Origin of the sequence: Fictibacillus nanhaiensis (assembly GCF_019801215.1) — a bacterium.
Lineage (GTDB): Bacteria > Bacillota > Bacilli > Bacillales > Fictibacillaceae > Fictibacillus > Fictibacillus nanhaiensis_C.
This window is the reverse complement of sequence record NZ_JAHVJO010000002.1, coordinates 264,095-282,424: the sequence shown is the minus strand read 5'-3', so window position 1 is coordinate 282,424 and position 18,330 is coordinate 264,095. Positions and strand designations below refer to the sequence as shown.

23 protein-coding genes are annotated in these 18,330 nt (G+C 34.0%); 21 read left to right on the top strand and 2 right to left on the bottom strand.

Annotated features, from left to right (window positions below; all coding sequences use genetic code 11):
* The first annotated feature begins 75 nt into the window (after window positions 1–75).
* From KUV80_RS10005 to KUV80_RS09935, 15 genes are all read left to right on the top strand, one after another.
* Window positions 76–720 (top strand): class I SAM-dependent methyltransferase, encoded by a 645-nt coding sequence (locus KUV80_RS10005; RefSeq protein ID WP_222462573.1) that lies wholly within the window; start codon window positions 76–78, stop codon window positions 718–720.
* A 100-nt stretch (window positions 721–820) separates the two neighbouring features.
* A complete protein-coding gene (locus KUV80_RS10000; RefSeq protein WP_222462572.1) occupies window positions 821–1,297 on the top strand; it encodes a DUF4362 domain-containing protein in 477 nt (158 codons plus the stop codon).
* Window positions 1,298–1,506: 209 nt separating this feature from the next.
* Window positions 1,507–1,965, top strand: coding sequence for an NUDIX hydrolase (locus KUV80_RS09995; RefSeq protein WP_222462571.1), 459 nt, complete (start codon window positions 1,507–1,509; stop codon window positions 1,963–1,965).
* A 286-nt stretch (window positions 1,966–2,251) separates the two neighbouring features.
* Window positions 2,252–2,701 carry a GNAT family N-acetyltransferase gene (locus KUV80_RS09990; RefSeq protein WP_222462570.1) on the top strand — a complete coding sequence of 150 codons (450 nt, stop codon included), beginning with the start codon at window positions 2,252–2,254 and terminating at the stop codon, window positions 2,699–2,701.
* Between the two features lie 146 nt (window positions 2,702–2,847).
* Window positions 2,848–3,363: a GrpB family protein gene (locus KUV80_RS09985; RefSeq protein WP_222462569.1), complete on the top strand. Its 516-nt coding sequence runs from the start codon at window positions 2,848–2,850 to the stop codon at window positions 3,361–3,363.
* A 52-nt stretch (window positions 3,364–3,415) separates the two neighbouring features.
* On the top strand, window positions 3,416–3,628 hold the full coding sequence (locus tag KUV80_RS09980; protein ID WP_222462568.1) for a hypothetical protein: 213 nt from the start codon (window positions 3,416–3,418) through the stop codon (window positions 3,626–3,628).
* A gap of 187 nt (window positions 3,629–3,815) precedes the next feature.
* Window positions 3,816–4,271: a hypothetical protein gene (locus KUV80_RS09975; RefSeq protein ID WP_222462567.1), complete on the top strand. Its 456-nt coding sequence runs from the start codon at window positions 3,816–3,818 to the stop codon at window positions 4,269–4,271.
* A gap of 253 nt (window positions 4,272–4,524) precedes the next feature.
* A complete protein-coding gene (locus KUV80_RS09970) occupies window positions 4,525–5,916 on the top strand; it encodes a M48 family metallopeptidase (RefSeq protein WP_222462566.1) in 1,392 nt (463 codons plus the stop codon).
* Window positions 5,917–5,929: 13 nt separating this feature from the next.
* Window positions 5,930–6,370: an RDD family protein gene (locus KUV80_RS09965; RefSeq protein ID WP_222462565.1), complete on the top strand. Its 441-nt coding sequence runs from the start codon at window positions 5,930–5,932 to the stop codon at window positions 6,368–6,370.
* Window positions 6,371–7,157: 787 nt separating this feature from the next.
* The gene (locus KUV80_RS09960) at window positions 7,158–8,123 is read left to right on the top strand and encodes a helix-turn-helix transcriptional regulator (protein ID WP_222462564.1); all 966 of its coding nucleotides are present in this window, start codon (window positions 7,158–7,160) and stop codon (window positions 8,121–8,123) included.
* Between the two features lie 75 nt (window positions 8,124–8,198).
* A complete protein-coding gene (locus tag KUV80_RS09955; RefSeq protein WP_222462563.1) occupies window positions 8,199–8,831 on the top strand; it encodes a type 1 glutamine amidotransferase family protein in 633 nt (210 codons plus the stop codon).
* Window positions 8,832–9,177: 346 nt separating this feature from the next.
* Window positions 9,178–9,864, top strand: coding sequence for a GNAT family N-acetyltransferase (locus tag KUV80_RS09950; protein WP_222462562.1), 687 nt, complete (start codon window positions 9,178–9,180; stop codon window positions 9,862–9,864).
* 277 nt (window positions 9,865–10,141) lie between these two features.
* Complete coding sequence (locus tag KUV80_RS09945; protein WP_222462561.1) at window positions 10,142–10,807, top strand: DNA alkylation repair protein; 666 nt, start codon at window positions 10,142–10,144, stop codon at window positions 10,805–10,807.
* Window positions 10,808–11,159: 352 nt separating this feature from the next.
* Window positions 11,160–11,732, top strand: a complete 573-nt coding sequence (locus KUV80_RS09940; protein ID WP_222462560.1) for a TetR/AcrR family transcriptional regulator — start codon at window positions 11,160–11,162, stop codon at window positions 11,730–11,732.
* A 52-nt stretch (window positions 11,733–11,784) separates the two neighbouring features.
* On the top strand, window positions 11,785–12,723 hold the full coding sequence (locus KUV80_RS09935; protein WP_222462559.1) for an SDR family NAD(P)-dependent oxidoreductase: 939 nt from the start codon (window positions 11,785–11,787) through the stop codon (window positions 12,721–12,723).
* 84 nt (window positions 12,724–12,807) lie between these two features.
* On the opposite strand, the gene KUV80_RS09930 is transcribed toward KUV80_RS09935, so the two are convergent.
* The gene (locus KUV80_RS09930; protein ID WP_222462558.1) at window positions 12,808–13,770 is read right to left on the bottom strand and encodes a helix-turn-helix transcriptional regulator; all 963 of its coding nucleotides are present in this window, start codon (window positions 13,768–13,770) and stop codon (window positions 12,808–12,810) included.
* 105 nt (window positions 13,771–13,875) lie between these two features.
* Between KUV80_RS09930 and KUV80_RS09925 the strand changes: the two genes are divergently transcribed.
* The 3 genes from KUV80_RS09925 to KUV80_RS09915 are packed head-to-tail and all read left to right on the top strand — an operon-like array spanning window position 13,876 to window position 15,317.
* Window positions 13,876–14,355, top strand: a complete 480-nt coding sequence (locus tag KUV80_RS09925; protein WP_222462557.1) for a GyrI-like domain-containing protein — start codon at window positions 13,876–13,878, stop codon at window positions 14,353–14,355.
* A gap of 18 nt (window positions 14,356–14,373) precedes the next feature.
* Complete coding sequence (locus KUV80_RS09920; RefSeq protein WP_222462556.1) at window positions 14,374–14,835, top strand: phage tail protein; 462 nt, start codon at window positions 14,374–14,376, stop codon at window positions 14,833–14,835.
* A 59-nt stretch (window positions 14,836–14,894) separates the two neighbouring features.
* Window positions 14,895–15,317, top strand: a complete 423-nt coding sequence (locus KUV80_RS09915) for a DoxX family protein (RefSeq protein ID WP_222462555.1) — start codon at window positions 14,895–14,897, stop codon at window positions 15,315–15,317.
* A 249-nt stretch (window positions 15,318–15,566) separates the two neighbouring features.
* Here KUV80_RS09915 and KUV80_RS09910 read toward each other — a convergent pair whose 3' ends face one another.
* Window positions 15,567–16,250, bottom strand: coding sequence for a TetR/AcrR family transcriptional regulator (locus tag KUV80_RS09910; RefSeq protein WP_222462554.1), 684 nt, complete (start codon window positions 16,248–16,250; stop codon window positions 15,567–15,569).
* A gap of 105 nt (window positions 16,251–16,355) precedes the next feature.
* Here KUV80_RS09910 and KUV80_RS09905 point away from each other — a divergent pair, with 105 nt between their 5' ends.
* The 3 genes from KUV80_RS09905 to KUV80_RS09895 all read left to right on the top strand — a co-directional run bounded on the left by KUV80_RS09905 (window position 16,356) and on the right by KUV80_RS09895 (window position 18,167).
* Complete coding sequence (locus tag KUV80_RS09905) at window positions 16,356–16,895, top strand: DUF2269 family protein (RefSeq protein ID WP_222462553.1); 540 nt, start codon at window positions 16,356–16,358, stop codon at window positions 16,893–16,895.
* A 278-nt stretch (window positions 16,896–17,173) separates the two neighbouring features.
* Entirely contained in the window at window positions 17,174–17,323 is a 150-nt protein-coding gene (locus KUV80_RS09900) for a hypothetical protein (protein ID WP_222462552.1), read from the top strand.
* 421 nt (window positions 17,324–17,744) lie between these two features.
* On the top strand, window positions 17,745–18,167 hold the full coding sequence (locus KUV80_RS09895) for a DUF1801 domain-containing protein (RefSeq protein ID WP_222462551.1): 423 nt from the start codon (window positions 17,745–17,747) through the stop codon (window positions 18,165–18,167).
* The last annotated feature ends 163 nt before the right edge of the window (window positions 18,168–18,330 follow it).

Here is an 18,330-nt window from a genome sequence, read left to right as displayed (position 1 = left end):
TAACACCTATTTTATGGAACTTATTGAAAAATCGGAGCAGTTTAACGGAACAAGGTGTATAAAGTGAGGTGTAAAATGAACAATAGTTGGAATGAGATAATATATAAAATTTGGTCTCCGATATATGATAAATTCTTTAACACTGGGCAATTCCTCAACGCACGGAAAGAAATTTTTAGCAGAACTGATTTCGAGAAAAAGCAAAAGATACTTTTTGTCGGTGTAGGAACTGGGGCAGATTTGGAACTAATCAATCACAAAGAATTAGATATAACAGCAATAGACTACTCTGATGATATGCTAAAAAAAGCAAGAAACAAATTTAAAGACTCAACAATAAAATTCATTAGGATGGACGCTCAAGATATGAGTTTTAACGAGAGTCATTTTGATGTAGTTATAGGAAGTCTTATATTATCAGTCGTTCCTGATGCAGATAAGTGTCTTGAAGAAATGATTAGAGTGTTGAAACCAAATGGAGAGATTATTATATTCGATAAATTTACTCCAAAAGATAAAGGACTTTCACAGTTTAAAAAAGCAATCAGACCGCTAATAAAATTATTAGGTACTGACATAGGAGTTAACTTCGAAAATTTGTACAGTAAATATAAGAATACTTTATCTATCAAAGAAGATACATCCATAATGTTTAATGGTATGTACAGAAAGATTATCATTAGTAAAATGAAAAAGAATATTGATGATATTCCATTATAGGGGGCGTTTGCTGAATAAGCAGCCGCCCTCTGTTCAAGTAAAGGGGCAGTTTAACTGAACAACATCGCGTAAGTTTTAGAAGTTCCTAGGAGGCTGTAATATGAAGAAAATAAGTATATTACTCTTTTTGGCTTTAATCTCAGGCTGTCAATCAAATAGCCAAAATATATCTGCAACTGAGGATAAAAATATTGAAGACAATTCCATAAAGAGATTAGAAAGTGAACCTACCCAAGTTCAAAAAGAAGAAGTTATTATAGGTAACACTTCTAATGAATTTGAAAATCTCCATTTGCTAGATAAGTTTGTTGAAGATGTAAATAAAAAAATTGAAGCCGATGTTGTAGTTGTACAATACGGGATAGAAGGGCAACGTGGTGTTAGAACTTTAACCTTTGATGGGGATAAGGTAAAGAGTTCCCATAAAGTAGACGGGGATTTTATTGAAGAATACAAGTGCAACAAAATAGAGACAAGAATAGAAGAGGAACAAAAAAGTTATACATTGAAACAATGTTCAATAGGTTCAGAGATAAGGGATTTTGAAATGTTTTCAATACCAATCGGTTTATTCTAACTAATGTTATCCACTATTCAACAATCGGGTGCATTTATAGAAAATCAAAAGAGTTGTTTATGCAGCTCTTTTTATTAGGCAAACGTGCAGGATATGGAATAAACTGTATAGATTTTTTATAGGATGTGAAGAAGAAAATGGAGATTAGGCTGGCTAGTTATATATAATAAAGATAAATGTAATCTTCAAATAGAATTGAGGAGAAATGGATGTCTCAAAATGAAATTGTATTAATAGCAAGTGTATCAATCTTTGATAATGATAAAGTTTTAATAATAAAAGAGAATAAACCTAATGCTGTCGATAAGTGGAACTTTCCGAGTGGACATATAGAGTATGGTGAGGACATTCTTTATTCAGCTCGGAGGGAAGTTAAAGAGGAAACGGGGTTAGATGTAAAACTAATTGGCACGACTGGAGTATATAATTTTATCAGTAATAAGAACAATCAAGTAATTTTATTTCATTTTATTGGTGAAGTTACTGGAGGTACATTAAATCTCGAAGAAGATGAAATTACTGACAGCAAGTGGATAAAAGTTAACGACCTTTTAACATTTGAAAACGAGGATTTACGAGAACCGCATGTAATAAAGCAGATAATTGATAACTTATTAGAAGAAAACGTATATTCAATTAATGTATTTAATGAACAACTTTTTAAATAGTTCTTACTGAGCTAAACCAGCAAATAGAAGTTAATCTCTTATTGCATTAACGGGGATAAGATAATAAAACCAAACAGAACTTCTAGTTTTATGGAATTTCTGTTTTTTCTCTAAATATCAACATGAATCTTTAACATAGCCAATAATATAGTAAGGCGATAAAACTCATCAATCTTATACAATAATCGCGTTGATCCAAGAAGGATTAACGCCTTTTTTATGGAACTTATTGAACGAACGTAGCAGGATTGCTGAATAAGATAATTGATTGAATGAGGAGATAATCTTGATTAAAAAAATTGATATTAGTAATAAAGAAATTACTGAGGAAGTATTAAACGTCCAAATCCCTTCTTATCAAGTAGAAGCAAATATAATTGGTTGTTTTGAAATCCCTCCGTTAAAAGATACAGTTAATAAATTACAACAATGCGGAGAATCTTTCTTTGGCTATTATTCACAAGAAAATCTATGTGGAGCAATATCAATAAAAATAGAAAATGAAGAAATTGATATTCATCGGTTAATTGTAGATCCTAAACACTTTAGAAAAGGAATTGCCCAGAGCCTTTTGGATTTCGTTGAAAGACAAGAAGGAATTGGTACAATAAAAGTTTCAACTGGATCAAAAAATACCCCCGCAGTGAAATTTTATAAAAAGAATAGTTTTCAGAAAGTTGATGAAGTCATAGTAAATGAGCAGATTATCTTAACATTTTTTGAAAAGAAATTATGATTAGAGCTTATTCAAAAATGGGGCCATTGATTCAAGAAGGATTAACGCACGTTTTAATGAATTAGTTAAACAATCGTCGTAGCAGGATTGTGGAATAATTTATAAATTTAAAGAAGTAAAAATTTTTGCAGGAGGAGCAAGTGGCGATGAGAAAGACAGAAATACTTCCTTGGACAGAAGAATGGAGAAAAGTATATACAATAGAAGAAAGTAAACTTAAAGAAATTTTTAAAGATGAGCTAATTGAGATTTATCATATAGGTAGTACATCAATACCTTCAGTAGGTTATGCAAAACCAATAATAGATATCTTAATCGTTGTAAAAGATATCGAGAAAGTAAACTTATTCAATGAGAATATGTTGAGTTTAGGGTATGAACCAAGGAATGAACACGGAATAACAGGAAGAAGATATTTTACAAAAAGTAAACATAAGAGATCTCATCACATTCATATCTTTCAACTTGGAAATATAAATATTGACGTACACTTATCATTTAAAGATTACTTAATCAATAATCCAGAGGATGCAAAAAATTACGGAGACCTTAAAAAGATTTTGGCAAAACAGTTCCCTGATGATACGCATAAATATCAAGAAGTTAAAGAGAAATTTGTAGATGAATTAATTAAGAAAGCAGTTGATTGGAAAGTAAACTAAGATTCTTGTTCTTCCGCAATCGGGTGCAATTTTTCAAGAAGGAGATCTTATAATGAATAAAATTCAAAAGTATCTTTATAGTTTTGTAATAGGAATAGGATTTATGTCTTTAAGTTTTTTTAGTGAAATAGTTAGTGGGAGTTTCAAAGACTTAATAAACTTTGTAAACAGTTTTCTCTTCTATATTGGATATGGAATGGCAGTAACGTTTGGAATATTAGCGGTGATTAAGTTATTCGAAGACCCTGTAGAGAATAAGCAATAATAATAAAGGACTGCTGTTAGAAACGACTTTAATCTAAAAAACCCTAATCTAATTCTATAAACGGGTTCGTTAGTTAAAGTTCCAGCTGCCAGAAAAGGCATCATTGCTTTTTAAAGCGCATTGAAACCATTACTTGTTATGAAGCGTAGGAATAGTACTAAGTAAAATAGATTGGATTTATTAGTAAATGAAAAAAAGTCTTAGTTATTCATTAGTGTTGTTAGGAATAATTAGTATATTGGTTCTTAATGTCCCGATTATACACTTTCCAATGAACACTCCTAAATATCTTGCAAATATAGACTCTAAACCAAGTTATATCCCTTTTAAGGACACCAAAAGGTATTCGACAATCATTAGCTGCGGAAGAAATTGTCTAGAAGTTAACTATCAATATAAAAATGAAAATAGTCATTTATCCATTCTTATTACCGATAAGACGAGTGCATCTAGTGACTTTATTTGGGGAGAAAGTAAAAAGATAAAAAACTCAAAGTTCTTTTATGAAAAAAGAAAAGATAAGCAATTGATCGCTTGGAGAGAAGCAGGAACAGAACAAGAATTTTTTATAAAGCTTGAAAGTAAGAAAAAGATTGGTAAAAAGGAATTAATTAAGGTTGCTGAGTCACTCTCTAATAAATAAACAACAAACCCTTAATACACAATCGGGTGCTATTCTATAATAAGAAGGCGTCCTTTTTTATGTTGATTTGTAGTAATTGATATTAATGAAAAGAAGGTTTAAAAGATCCATTTGGAAAAAGGGAGCGATTCAAAATAAGGAATATGGAGATTTTTAATTTACTGTCTCTTTTTCCATAAAAATAAATATATTCCAATAATATGTTTTGAGATATAATCTTTCTGTGGGGATACAAAGGAGTAAAGGACGATTCATGGATCAAGAAAATAACATTAAAGCTCTTGTTTATAAAAACGAGAACAAGTATTATTGGTTTGTTTTATTTATCAGTATTATTTCATATATCTTTTTAGCATTATCGGTTGTAGGTATTTTTATCATTCTAGGGATGATTTTAATCTCTTTATTCTTTCATGGGCTAATGATTGCCCGTATCAGGACCAATGCGGTTAAATTAAGCCCTGCTCAATTTCCTAAGGTATATGAAAGGACAAAGGAACTATGTGAGAAAATGAAGATCAAACAGGTTCCGGATGTTTATGTAATGGAATCGGGTGGTATCCTTAATGCATTTGCCACACGATTTTTCGGACGTAACATGGTAGTCCTATACTCAGAATTTTTTGAGCTGATAGAAAGAGATGCTGAAGATGAGGTTACTTTTGTCATTGCTCATGAACTGGCTCATATCAAACGTAACCACATCTCAAAAATGCTTTTTATAATGCCATCCATGTTTATTCCGGGTATAGCAGAAATGTACCTCAGGGCATGTGAATACACATGTGATCGGTATGCTGCATTTTTTATCGGAAATCCCGAGGCTGCTAAGAACGGCTTAACCGTATTAGCAATAGGGAAGACTCTCTACCGACACGTAGATCGTTATGATTTTGTAAAACAAGTAGAAAATGAAAAAGGATTTTTCGTATGGTTCAGTGAGATACTCTCCACACATCCTCCGCTGCCTAAGAGAATCCACGAGATAGATGTGTTTTTCGAAGATAAAGAACCCGCAGTTTACAAGAACTTAAAGTTAAAATGGGTATTCATACCAATAACGCTCATCGGATGTGGATTAATCTATGCGGGTGGTAACTATACTTTAGGAAAACTAGAAACGTTTTTAAATGAAGACTTCGAAGAAACGTTTGAACCGATCGATGGCGAAGACAACCCACCTTTAATTGTTGCTGTTGTAAACGGGGACACTTCAAAAGTGGAGTCATTAATTGATAACGGCGAAGATATTCAGGTAGAGGATTTTGGAGGGTTAACCCCTTTGCACTGGGCTGTTCTAGATGGTAATGAACAATTAGTAAGCCTTCTGATTGAAAGAGGTGCAGATCCGAACTATGAGAATTACGATAGCATCACCCCATTAATGTCTGCAGCCGAGAACGGAGATACAGTTATTGCAAAAATTCTACTAACGGCTGGAGGAGATCCAAACCTACCAGACATTGAGGGAATGACTTCATTGTTCTATGCTGTATTCAGTGAGAATCCAGAGATGGTCACACTAATGCTAGATTCAGGAGCAGACGCATCTCAGACAGATAACATGTACATGTCTGCTTTAATGCATGCCATTCAGTTAAAAGACCGCGATATTGTGACGATACTAAAAAATGATAACGAATAAGGAGAATACTACAATGATCACACAACCTGCAGGATTTTGGATTAGATTACTCGCTAACATTTTAGATGCAATTATTATTTCTATACCGATTACAATAATCAGCTACTTACTTACAAGCAGTTGGAACGAGAACGTTTACACGAACTTAATCAATATCGCTTATGCACTAGTAATTCCAGTTCTTTGGTACGGGTATACATTAGGAAAGAAAATCGCAGGAATCCGAATCGCAAAAGTAAATGGAGAAAAAGTAGGATTTGGTACCATGGCTCTACGTGTTATTGTTGCTGCACTTGTTTATGTGATTACAATAGGAATAGGAGTGATCGTTAGTATTTTAATGGTCATCTTCAGAAAAGATAAACGTTCACTTCATGATTTTATCGCAGGAACTTTTGTAACGTATGAAAAGCCTGACCAAACGTCAAATCCACAAACTAATTACGACATCTAGCTTATTTTCTAGCTTTTATCTAGAGATAGTAACTTTTACATCCAGAGAAGAGTGACTCTGGAAGTTTTTTATGTCTAAAAAGCCAAGTGCTATAAGATATTATAAAATGGATTAATAAGCTGGAGGAAACATATGAGTAAATTAGACATTATGCTACTTATTATCTTAGCGTTTGTTATACTCACCTTTTTAGCACCATTAGCTTTAAGTGGGCTGTAACGTAAAGGGTTGTTCAACAATCAGGTGCATTTCTCAAAGAAAGAATTTAATGAAGTTATGGATAAGAAATTTATAGAGGATGGAACATCATTGAATCAATATGTTTTCCATCTTGGATTCTTTTATGATAAATGATATTGATATATTTAAAGAAAAATGAATCAATACAGGAATAAAAGTAGAAATAGTAGATTCTATATATAATGTAAAAAAGAAATTTCCAGTATGGAGTATTATCGATAACAATAAAGAAATAACTTCTGTTTCTGGAGAATTATCAAATGGAGTATTTGGTATCTGGCAGTAAATCATTCTAGTTTAAACTTCTTTTTCAACAATCGGGTGCATTTCTGTAATAAGAGATGCGCTCTTTTTTTTGAATAGGGTCAGATTGTGGAGTAAGGGATTGCCTGAAGTTAAAATATTTGAAATAATTGGTATTAGTATATAGTCGGAGGAATTTGAAGGAAAATTATATAGAAAGCTATCGGATAGGAACAGTTAATGAATTATAACAAATATATGAAATTTATAAAGAGATATAAATTTCATATAGAGGTGGAATTATATGCCGAAAATTGACAATATGTTAGCAATTATATGGATGCTGCGTTCAGGTGAAAAAATTACTGCGAAACAAATTTCAGAAAAATTAGAGATGAATATAAGGACTGTGTATCGTTATATTGATACAATTTCAACAAGTGGCGTACCTATAATTTCAGAACCAGGACATAACGGTGGATACACTTTATTGAACAATTTTATTGAGGCTCCTCTATTTTTTGATTTTGAGGAGCAAACTTCACTAGTTCACGCTGCTGTTTTTGCAGAAGAAGCCGGATATTATGGAGGTGAAGCACTAAATAGGGCCATTTCAAAACTAAGTAATTACTCAAATCAAGAGCAGGAAACAAAGATAAATCAACATTTAACTAGTCTTGAAGTAATAAGTCGATTAAGTTCTCTCTCTATGGAATCCTTTTTGAAGGAGTTGGAGCAGGCCTTAGCTGACGGGTACTCAGTAAAAATTCTTTACCATAAAAGTGGCGAAAAGCAATTGAATTATAGATTGGTCGATCCGTACAGAATTATCTATTGGAATAATAAGTGGTATGTGATTGGATTCTGTCATCTTAGGAATAATATCCGTAGTTTCAGAGTCGATCGAATCGAAAGTCTAATGCTAACCGAAAACAAGTTTAACCGGCCAGAAAACTTTTCAGCACGTGACTTTTTTATAAAAAATCTTCTTCCACCTATAGAAGATAAGGATGAAGGGATTATTTCTTTGGTTATTAATGGGGATAAAAGTGTATTGGCTGATATTTGCCAACATTGGTTTTTAGGACATTATTTACAAGAACGGACTTCAAATCAAGCCGTTTTTCTTCTTGGAAAAGATATTATACATACATATGTCCCTTATTTACTTTTACCGTACAATAAATCTATTAAAGTTATTGAGCCAATAAGTCTTAAGAAAAGACTTATTGAAGTTCTTTCGGAATTAATAAAATTTCATCAAGAATGATAACTTCCCTGACGTTAACTGTCAGGGAAGTTATTTTATAATAGGCTATATCAATTGTGATTGGAGTGCTATTGGATGCAAACAAAAAAAGTTTTTTTATATGTATTTAATACAATGTCAGACTGGGAATATGGATATTTAATAGCTGAACTAAACTCAGGAAGGAATTTCAAAAAAGATTTAGCACCTTTAAAAGTAATGACAGTAGGAGCTAGTAAAGAAATGATTACGACTATGGGAGGGCTGAGCATAAAACCAGATATGTCCCTTGATGAATGTACTTTTGAAAATAAAGATCTTTTAATTTTACCGGGAGGAACTACTTGGAGTGAAGACATTCATCAACCTATCTTGGAAAGAATCGGCCAGGCTTTAAAGCTTGGTACCATTGTTGCTGCAATTTGTGGTGCAACTGACGCCCTTGCGAATATGGGATACTTAAATACTAGAAAGCATACAAGTAATAATTTAGAATACACTAAAACGGTATGTCCTAACTATAAAGGAGAAAAATTCTATGAGTTGGGATCTGCGGTATCTGATGCGAATTTAGTTACTGCATCAGGAATAGCTCCTCTGGAATTTGCAATGGAGGTACTAAAAAAAATAGATGTATTTACACCAGATACATTACATTCATGGTATAACCTAAATAAGACTCATAAACCTGAATACTTCTTCCAGTTAATGAATTCAATAAATAAATGAAGTAACTGAAAAGCTCACTTTCTCTATTTTGCTTTGCAGAGAAGTTGGGCTTTTTAATTTGGAATTTCCTTATCGTTGTAAATCCGTATTTTCCTGACGCTACCCTATTTATCATTAATACTATGATAGTAGATGTGATGTTATAGTAGTAGATATCGACAGCCCATTCAGCTAACTAGGGTTGTTTGCGTCAATGCTAAACAATCGGGTGCGTTGATCAAGAAGGATTAACGTTTTTTCTATGAAACTTATTGAACAGACGTGCAGGATTGTGGAATAAGAATTATGTAAAAATTAATAGAACTAGTGGTTCAATTGATGGAATATTTAATTAGGTGGTTATGTTATGACAGTAGAGTGGGTTGAAATTACAAAGGATAATTTATTTAACTTAGAAATGGTTATGGAGTTATATGATCTAGCATTCCCTATTGAAATAAGAGAACCACATAGTGTTTTTCTAAAAAGTTTACAATATGCTAAGACTAGAAGTCCGAATAACTATCATTTCTTGATAGGGTTGGAAGGAGATCAACTTGTCTCATTTGCAACAGGACACTATTTTGCTGAAGTGAATTCAGGATTCATTGTATATATAGTAACTAATCCTCTTGTACGAAGTAACGGACTAGGATCTAAAACATTAGTGAAATTAGAAGATTTATTAATTAAAGACGCTATTACAGCAGGAAACTCATCACTTAAATCTATTCTCTTAGAAACAGAAACACAAGATATCGTACATACGGAAGAAGAAAAGGAAGATTGTATTAAAAGAAATAGATTTTTTGCTAGAAATTACTATAAAAAGTACGAAGAAATTATATATCGACAACCACCTTTACATGATGAGGTGGGAGATATACCACTAAACCTTTTTATTAAGAATCTAGATAGCATTAAGCAAAGTAAAGAAGATGTAAAAAAAGCTATAAGAACGATTTATAAAGAAAAGTATTTTTTAGTCAATGGAATTGATAAAAAGGTCCTTATTAATTGTCTTGAAAAGATGGGAATAGAAGATACGTACTAATAAAATCATAGGGAATTCCTTTAATACCTTCTTCCGTAAACGGGTGCATTTCTTTAATGAGAAATGGCCGTTTCTTTATGAAACGGGGCAGATTGTTGAAGATATAGTTTAGCACTAGTAATGGGAAACCGTAACATAAGTAACGCTGAAATAAATCTCTCCTTTTACATTGTTATGGTAAAATTGTAAGTAATAAGACTTATAACGAAATTTAATTATTGATCTATCCCGCTAATAACATATTATGAAACAGTTCTTTAATAAGGAGTTGTAACAAATGAATAAAAATAAGAGCACAGTAAAACGCTCAACAAAAGCAGAAAACATTCTATCTCAGATCAATAGTAAAACTAAGTTAGGTGACTTACGAAAAATTGCGAAGGACATTAAAAAAGATCATGAACTAGCTATGGAACTTTGGTTAACCAGGGAGTTTTTGCCCAGATTATTGGCAATCTTAATTATGGACAAAAAACTTCTTTCACAAGATGCACTAAATAAGCTTGATAAGGATATGCAGACTCACACATTTGATGAGCGAATTAACTTAATGGATTGGATATTGGCTAATCAGCTCACCAAAGATAAGAAAAACATTGCATTGATGGAGTTATGGGAAAATAGTCCTTCTGCTCTTCAAAGACGAGCTTTTTGGTATTTTCAAGGGCGATTGAGATGGACTGGACAAACACCGCCTGATAATACCGCAGACTTACTATCTGCAATTGAAGCTAATATTACGCAGGAGGAACCGGAAGTTCAATGGGCTATGAATTTCACCGCAGGCTGGATAGGCGTTTATGATGAAAAGTACCGAACACGTTGTATTAAACTTGGTGAGAAAACGGGTCTTTACAAAGATCAAATGGTATCAAAAGGATGTACTCCCAATTATTTGCCGGAGTTCATTACGATTGAAGTTAACAAACGAATTAACAATTAGTTACCACTGATCCCAATTAATCATGAGCACTTTTTTACTTAATCCATTAATTAAATGAAATACTTAGTTCATATCATCTAAAATTAACATAAATGATCTTCCGTTATCGGGTGCAATTGCCGAATAAGATCTGTCCATTAATATTAAAAAAAAGTGCTAAAGCAATGCGATTCTCTATGTTCTTTTAACTTTTTGGAAGAGAACACAGTTATGTGGTATTTATTTTTGCCTAAGTTTCAAAAGTTGTATGTTTCAAAAGGATACAAGCGACCTTTAATGTTTAAAGTTTTGACATAAATAGGAAGTTAGATTACCATATAAATTGAACACTGGTCAATAAGGGAGAGGGAATATGTCACCAAGAAAAAAGGTCAAACAAGAGCTTACCCGGCAAATGATATTGAATGCGGCCAGAGAGCTATTTGTGGAAAAAGGTTACCAGCACGTATCCATGAGACAAATAGCAAAAGAATTAAAGTATAGTCATGGTGCTTTATATTACCATTTTCAAAGCAAAGCAGAGTTGTTTTATGCATTAGTGGAAGAGCACTTCACTATGTTGGATCAGATTTTGGATAACGAGTTGGAACATCAGGTAGAAAAGAAAAATAAGCTAAAAAACATTCTATTGGCTTTCATTGAGTTTGGTCTGACACATCAAAATCATTATGAAATCATGTTTTTGATAAAGGATGAAGAAGTTCGAAACTTTATTAATCAAGGTCCGAACAAAAGTTACGAGAAATTTGCACAAAGTATTTTTGCTTTATGTGAAAAGCAAATCACGCTTCAAGAGATATACAGTCTATTTTTATCATTGCATGGGTTTGTCATCCATTATTGCCGCCATGTTGTGGATTATGAGGAAGTCAGAGATTTTGCTGAAGTACACGTGGAGTTTTTAATGAAAAGATTAATCGATTAATCTTTTTTTTTACTAATAATTGACCAATGGTTAATAATGAGGAGGAAGAGTAATGAATAGAGCTTTAGTAGTAGGAGCTTCAGGGGGTATGGGGTATTCGATTGTAAAAGAATTATCAAGTAGAGGTATTCAGGTGACCGCTTTTGCACGTAATCGCCAGAAATTAGAAAAGCTGTTTCATCAAGATCTGAATGTTACGATCTTTTCGGGAGATATTTTTAACTTAAACGATCTAGATACTGCAGCTAGGGAAACAGATATTATATACCACGCTGCAAACATCCCATATAGTGAATGGCAACAGAAGCTTCCGATTATGATGTCCAATATCCTTCATACCGCAAAGAAACATGGTGCAAAGCTTGCAGTAGTGGATAATATCTATGCATATGGAAGGAGTAAGGAGATAGAGGTTCAAGAAACATCGGTAAAAAATCCGCATACGAAGAAAGGGAGAATTCGACTAGAAGTAGAAAACATAGTCATGCAATCAGACGTACCTGCGTTCATCGCACATTTCCCTGATTTTTATGGACCATATGCAGAAAATACGATTTTGAATTACACACTAATGAATGTAGTGAAGAACAAGAAAGCTAGCTATGTAGGTGACCAAAACATAGCCAGGGAGTTCATCTATACACCAGATGGAGGAAAAGCGATTGTTAACTTGTCACTTCATGAACAAGCATATGGACAAAACTGGAACATACCTGGATCAGGTATCATTTCAGGCAACGAGCTCATTCATATATGCCGTGAGCTTACTGGTTTTCAGAAAGATGTTTCAACGGTTACAAAGAACATGATTCGACTTCTCGGTCTATTTAATCGTCAGATGAAAGAAGTTGTTGAAATGTTTTATTTAAATGAAGAACCGGTTATATTAAATGGCAAAAAGTATGAAAAGTGGATTGGACCAGTTCCCCAGACACCATATTCTGAAGGTCTTAAGCAGACGATTGAACAAATGAATGAAGCAGACCTGTGAAAAAATGAAGGTGTAGCTAAGATAAGTCACGTGTTAAATGGAATTTAGGGTATGGAATAACCTGACCATTCATGGATTATATATTTACGCTAAAAGAGAGCATAATCTCTTTTGTAAACCTTCTAACACCTCTATTGGCACTTCCTTGACCTTGATATCCTTACCTAGGAAAAGTAGCCAATTTGTCATTTCAGTCAATTCTTCTAAATTATTGACATTTATAAAAGTCTTTAGAATGGCTTTGGTTTGGTATGGATTGGTATAAGAGATTGAATCTTTTATAGGATGGTATTTTTTGAATTGTGCAATTGCCTTTGGGCCAAGCTCAAGGACAAGGTTGATGGCTTGTTCCTGCTTGCATAGTTTTTCTAAAATCTTTTTCTTGCTGAATCTTTTTTTTACTGGGTAAGATTTAACATCGGTAAGACGGTCGACAGGAATGGTCGTTTTTTTCTCTTCCTTTAAGTCAAAGCCTTCAATAAACCAAGCGCTTTTTTCACGATAAAGGTGCAGAAGATAAATTGGATATGACCTTAATCCCTTCTCTTCTTCAATGGTAAGGAATAGATAGCTGTCTATTAGTAGGGTTTGGATGAGTGTTTCTAACATAGGTTCAGGGAGGTCAGAAAGATCAAGCAGATCGGGGTTATGGGGATTGGTTCCTTCAAAAAGCAAGATTTGATTTAAAAGAACTAGTTCATCCTGTTGGTTTTGGGAGATGAGGCCCAGTAATTTTTCAGCTAAAGACTGCCGGCTTTTTAAGTAGGGAAGTTGCTGGTTTCTTGTGGCCATAAAAGCAATAAACAATGCTTTCACCTCATTGTTTGTAAAACGAACATCGGGCAGTACGGAATTATGCATGACAAAATAGCCCCCATCCCTTCCAACCTCAGCAACAAGCGGCATCCCCATTGTCTCGATTTCTCTGATATCTCTAATAGCTGTCGAACGGGAGATATCAAACTCCTTCATGATTTCAGAAATGGTAAAACGGGCGCGGTTGTTAATATACCGCATGATAATATTGATCCTTTCAACTTTCTTCATGAGCGCTCCTAAACAGTATCATTTTTTGACATGATTTAAAATTATGATATACCTATCAAGCGGAAAATACAAATAAGTAAAAAAATTAGAAAAGAGGTTTTGTAAATGGCAAATTATATGCTAGAAGAAAAAGAAGGGTTTACCGTGATCGGTCTTGGAACGGAGCTTAAGAGTGATTACACAGATTATGAGGGCATAAACAAGGAAAAGTCAGATTTTTGGGAGGCTGTCAGCCAAGATGGAAGGCTGGACACTTTAAAATCTATGGCCGCCAATGACCTCGTTTTTGCTGTGAACGAAGCGGTGAATAACAAGATGATGCATTATGCAGGCGTCATGACAGAGGCATTGGCACCAGAAGAAGCCAGAGTGATTCAATTTCCTAAAGGGGAATACGTAGTGGTTAAAGGAGAAGGGAAGACGGCTGATGATTTAAATAACAAGCTTGCTGCCGTTGCATTCGGTCAAGTCCTGCCAGAAGCAAAGAATGTTGCCTATGTTGGCGGACCAAATGCAAGTGTTGAAATGGAGCATCGTAACGGCATGATTTATGGTGAAATGTGGATTCCTGTTGTCAGGAAATAACAAAAAGGAGTGATGGTAATGTCCTATGTCGTTGATTTTAAAAATGTGTCTGCGGTTGGTTTTGAGTCTTCGCCTGCTGCAGAAGCGCTTGCTGGTTTACGAGCAAATGAAGCCCGTTACTTTATGAACAAATACAAGCACGCATTTACGGTTGAACCAGCTAGCCAAAGCCAGGAGACCCTTGATTATGTGAACGGGATATTAAAAGAACGTGATATTGAGTTTGCGGCTAAACCTTTGGAAACGTCGAGGTTTCAAGTTGAAAATATTAAGTTTGCTTATGTCTTTTATGAGGATGGTCTTGCGGTCAACGTCATGTATACGATTGATGACTCTAAGAAGCGTGCAGTAGGCTTTAAGCTTTCTGAAGGAATGAACGTACCAAAGGAATTAGAAGGAAAGTTTAAGTTTGCTAGGCAAAAGTCGAAACTCGCTGGAGTCATTAGGGGCTCTTTCTTTGTCATTAAAGGAGAATATTAAAGAAGGTAAAAGCGGTATTTCCGTATTGGTGGTCATAACCCATTAGAAGGAGGAAACAAATGAGTAAGATGATCGTCGTCGAAACAGCCGAGAATGTAGAAAGCCAGTTCCGAGGAAAAATGATTGCATACTGGACTGTAACATTATTACTCGCAGCAGCTCTTATGTTGAGTGGTATTGGGCAATTGATACAATATGGGGGGAACGTCGAGTTAGTGACGAATCTTGGTTACCCATTATACATCTTGACCATTCTTGGGGTTTGGAAAGTGCTGGGAGTCATTGTTCTCGTCGTGCCAGGTTTTACTCGTCTTAAAGAATGGGTTCACGCTGGTATCTTCTTTTTAATGACTGGTGCAGCTTTATCTCATGCGTTTGTTAACGATTATGGTGATTACGGGTTTCACATTATCCTTCCGCTTTTATATGCTGCACTAAACATAGCCTCGTGGTGCCTCCGTCCTAAAAGCCGTATGCTTTAAAGAGGTGTAAAAATAAAAACTCTCATAGGCTTTTTGTTCAGATTGAAATAAAACCACTTCCAAAAGGACTTACGTTTATTTTTATTGCGATGTTACTCGTGGACGTTTGTCTTGTTTACCAGGAATTTGACTTAGAATTACTTATTTATAGAGTGGACCCAGATGTTAACTGCGCTAGATTTAGACTTTTTAAAAGGTATGGGACAAGAATTGAAGAGATAAAGAATAGGGCTTACCTAATGATCTTTTCTAGGTAAGTCCTTCTTCTATTCTTTTACATAGTCCATCTAATATCATGTATAATCCCAATTCAAACGCTGTTTCTCCGTGTATATTTACCGAGTACTCAGCAAGTTCTACAATTGCTGGAAATTGACTTTTGTCCAATGTTTTAAACATTTCACTAGTTTCTTGCATTTGTTTTTCTATTGAGACGCCCTCTCCCTTTGCTAGTTCAAGATGAGCCATCTCATCTTTCACAAAAGAAAGAACATAATTATGAATCAAACCTGCTGCTGCTGGTACTTCTTTCGCCTTAACTCCAGCTTTTATTAATACTTGATAAATATATTCGATCAGATTGAGTCTTTCGGCGGTCATAGGAACTGTCTCCGTCATGATCTCAACAGAATCTCGAATCGTAAGCAAAGCATTTCGATAGCCTTTGCCAAATTCAATGACTTGTTCATTCCAATCTTTCGCTGGATCAGGATAAGGAACCTTTTTAACGATCTCCTCTGATAGTAGCTGTAATAACTCATGCTTGTTTTTAATGTGCCAATAGAGAGATGCTGCACTTGTCTCCAGGGCGGTTGCAACATTTCGCATTGAAAGTTTTTTTAATCCTTCTGTATTGATAAAATTGATTGCTGTATTAAGAATTTTATTTTTATCAAGAATTTCATCTTTACTTGTTAGTTTTTTTCTTCCCATAAAATTCCTCCTTTGCCTATTGACAATTGTAACACTCACCATTTAAACTTAACAGTGTTAGATTTAATTTAACGGTGTTAAATTATTTGGAAAGAGGTGAAAAAAATGAAGAAACAATTTGGAAAAAAATTAACGAAGAAAAACTGGTGGCTAATCTTTCATTTAATCTCAACTGTTCTTTTTGTGGGAGGAAGCTTTACACAGTGGATTCTCATCATCTCCGCACTCACAGCAAATACTGCAGAAGTGTTAAAAGTTTCTCATCATTTTATGCATATCGTTGATCTTTCGATGATCATACCAGGGCTATTAGGCGTCATCATAACAGGGATTTTTCTTTCCCTTAAAACGCATTGGGGTTTTGTTAAACACTATTGGATCATAGCAAAAGAAATCATCACGCTATTTACTTTCGGTCTCGGCAGTATGTTAAACATTTGGGTTCAAGGTTCTATCCAGATAACAAAGGCTAAAGGTTTAGATGCATTGACCGATCCAGTCTACCTCCACGATCGAAACATGTTGATTATCAGCTCCATTATTCAAACTTCACTATTGCTTTTTGTAATTGTCATATCCGTTTTAAAGCCATGGGGTAAACGAAAACAAAAAACAAAGACTGCAACGTTGACTCAAAACGGGTAAAACCTTAGGGAAATCCTCCAAGGTTACCTTTCAATAAAAGAATTATAATAACGAAACTAACTTCTCGTTACCTTCAAGTTGCACTTTTTCTTAAAATAAAGGCGTAGTCAAATCTCTTCTATTAGAAGGGATAATAACCAGGGATAATTTAAGATCTTTTTCTTGAAAAAGATTGATTAATTAATTTCCTTAAATATGCAAAGTTAGCAGCAGTAAAATAAGGTATATTATATATGTTGAATAGATTCTCTTGTAAGATAAGAAAAGTGGTGAACAAATTGGGGAAATATCAATTGGATCACAAAGGTAAAGTAGCTGTGACAAAGTTTCATGAAAAACAGACGCCTGCCAAATTTGATAAAAAGAAGCATCTTGAAAAAATACGTGCGGAGTATTTGAAAAAGAAGCAAGAACAAACAGATAAATAATAGGATTGAAAGCATAGGAAGATTAAATTCTTCCTATGTTTTTTTATTCAAAGTTTTTTTCATCTTCTTCAATCGGGTGCATTTTTTCAAGAAGGAGAAATGCGCTTTTTTATTGAAGTAACGTAAAAGGAGTTTAACGCTAGAGGTAAGGAAGGTTATATGAGAATTCAAAAATATTGATAGCATTGTTCTTGTTATTTTCTCTATCAGCATGTTGTAGCTTAGAAACAAAACGCTTCCTCAATTTTATAAGAAAAATCTTGATAACGTAACAAAATTAGAGCTTCTAGACGGGAGTACAGGATAAGAGTCATAAAAGATAAAGAAGTAAGGAAATTGGACGACTTTTACTCTAGATTGCAATAATGATGACAATAATAATGTAAAAAAGTATTTACTCAAATAAAAGGAGAGCGCATATATGTATGAACCGAAGATGAAAGAAACGGACAATAGTGTAATAGAATTTATTGAAAGTGTGGAAAATGAGAAGAAGAAGGCAGATGCGTATCAGTTATTAAAACTTTTTCAAGAGGTAACTGGTTACGACGCAAAAATGTGGGGTCCTAGTATTATAGGCTTTGGTAGCTATCACTATAAGTATGCATCAGGACATGAAGGGGATGCGCCTTTAGTAGGTTTTTCACCAAGAAAGGCGAAAATTAGTCTTTATTTGGCCTATGAAAGTGAAGAAAGAGAAAAATTATTAGAAAACTTTGGTAAATACACAAAGAGTAAGGCTTGTATTTATGTAAATAAATTAGCTGATATCGATACCAATGTTTTAAAGGATTTAATTAAACATACAGTAGAAACATATCAGAATCTTTATCCGACCAAATAAAGGTATTGCCATTGTTCTAGGTGCATTTCTGTAATAAGAAATGCGCTCTTTTTTATGAATAGGGCCATTTAACGGAAAAACTGCTTGCAAAAATAACATGGAGTTGATATTACGTTAAAGTGCAAGCCTGTTGAACAAATAAAACCCAATTCCCATTGTGACA

Bases quoted from the DNA above. Each gene is read 5' to 3' on its own strand.
- KUV80_RS09955 (WP_222462563.1), top strand. From the start codon at position 8,199: ATGCAAACAAAAAAAGTTTTTTTATATGTATTTAATACAATGTCAGAC.
- KUV80_RS09960 (WP_222462564.1), top strand. From the start codon at position 7,158: ATGCCGAAAATTGACAATATGTTAGCAATTATATGGATGCTGCGTTCA.
- KUV80_RS09995 (WP_222462571.1), top strand. From the start codon at position 1,507: ATGTCTCAAAATGAAATTGTATTAATAGCAAGTGTATCAATCTTTGAT.
- KUV80_RS09905 (WP_222462553.1), top strand. From the start codon at position 16,356: ATGAAGAAACAATTTGGAAAAAAATTAACGAAGAAAAACTGGTGGCTA.
- KUV80_RS09970 (WP_222462566.1), top strand. From the start codon at position 4,525: ATGGATCAAGAAAATAACATTAAAGCTCTTGTTTATAAAAACGAGAAC.
- KUV80_RS09965 (WP_222462565.1), top strand. From the start codon at position 5,930: ATGATCACACAACCTGCAGGATTTTGGATTAGATTACTCGCTAACATT.
- KUV80_RS09925 (WP_222462557.1), top strand. From the start codon at position 13,876: ATGGCAAATTATATGCTAGAAGAAAAAGAAGGGTTTACCGTGATCGGT.
- KUV80_RS09980 (WP_222462568.1), top strand. From the start codon at position 3,416: ATGAATAAAATTCAAAAGTATCTTTATAGTTTTGTAATAGGAATAGGA.
- KUV80_RS09940 (WP_222462560.1), top strand. From the start codon at position 11,160: ATGTCACCAAGAAAAAAGGTCAAACAAGAGCTTACCCGGCAAATGATA.
- KUV80_RS10000 (WP_222462572.1), top strand. From the start codon at position 821: ATGAAGAAAATAAGTATATTACTCTTTTTGGCTTTAATCTCAGGCTGT.
- KUV80_RS09975 (WP_222462567.1), top strand. From the start codon at position 3,816: ATGAAAAAAAGTCTTAGTTATTCATTAGTGTTGTTAGGAATAATTAGT.
- KUV80_RS09950 (WP_222462562.1), top strand. From the start codon at position 9,178: ATGACAGTAGAGTGGGTTGAAATTACAAAGGATAATTTATTTAACTTA.
- KUV80_RS09915 (WP_222462555.1), top strand. From the start codon at position 14,895: ATGAGTAAGATGATCGTCGTCGAAACAGCCGAGAATGTAGAAAGCCAG.
- KUV80_RS09935 (WP_222462559.1), top strand. From the start codon at position 11,785: ATGAATAGAGCTTTAGTAGTAGGAGCTTCAGGGGGTATGGGGTATTCG.
- KUV80_RS09895 (WP_222462551.1), top strand. From the start codon at position 17,745: ATGTATGAACCGAAGATGAAAGAAACGGACAATAGTGTAATAGAATTT.
- KUV80_RS09985 (WP_222462569.1), top strand. From the start codon at position 2,848: ATGAGAAAGACAGAAATACTTCCTTGGACAGAAGAATGGAGAAAAGTA.
- KUV80_RS09945 (WP_222462561.1), top strand. From the start codon at position 10,142: ATGAATAAAAATAAGAGCACAGTAAAACGCTCAACAAAAGCAGAAAAC.
- KUV80_RS10005 (WP_222462573.1), top strand. From the start codon at position 76: ATGAACAATAGTTGGAATGAGATAATATATAAAATTTGGTCTCCGATA.
- KUV80_RS09920 (WP_222462556.1), top strand. From the start codon at position 14,374: ATGTCCTATGTCGTTGATTTTAAAAATGTGTCTGCGGTTGGTTTTGAG.
- KUV80_RS09930 (WP_222462558.1), bottom strand. From the start codon at position 13,770: ATGAAGAAAGTTGAAAGGATCAATATTATCATGCGGTATATTAACAAC.
- KUV80_RS09910 (WP_222462554.1), bottom strand. From the start codon at position 16,250: ATGGGAAGAAAAAAACTAACAAGTAAAGATGAAATTCTTGATAAAAAT.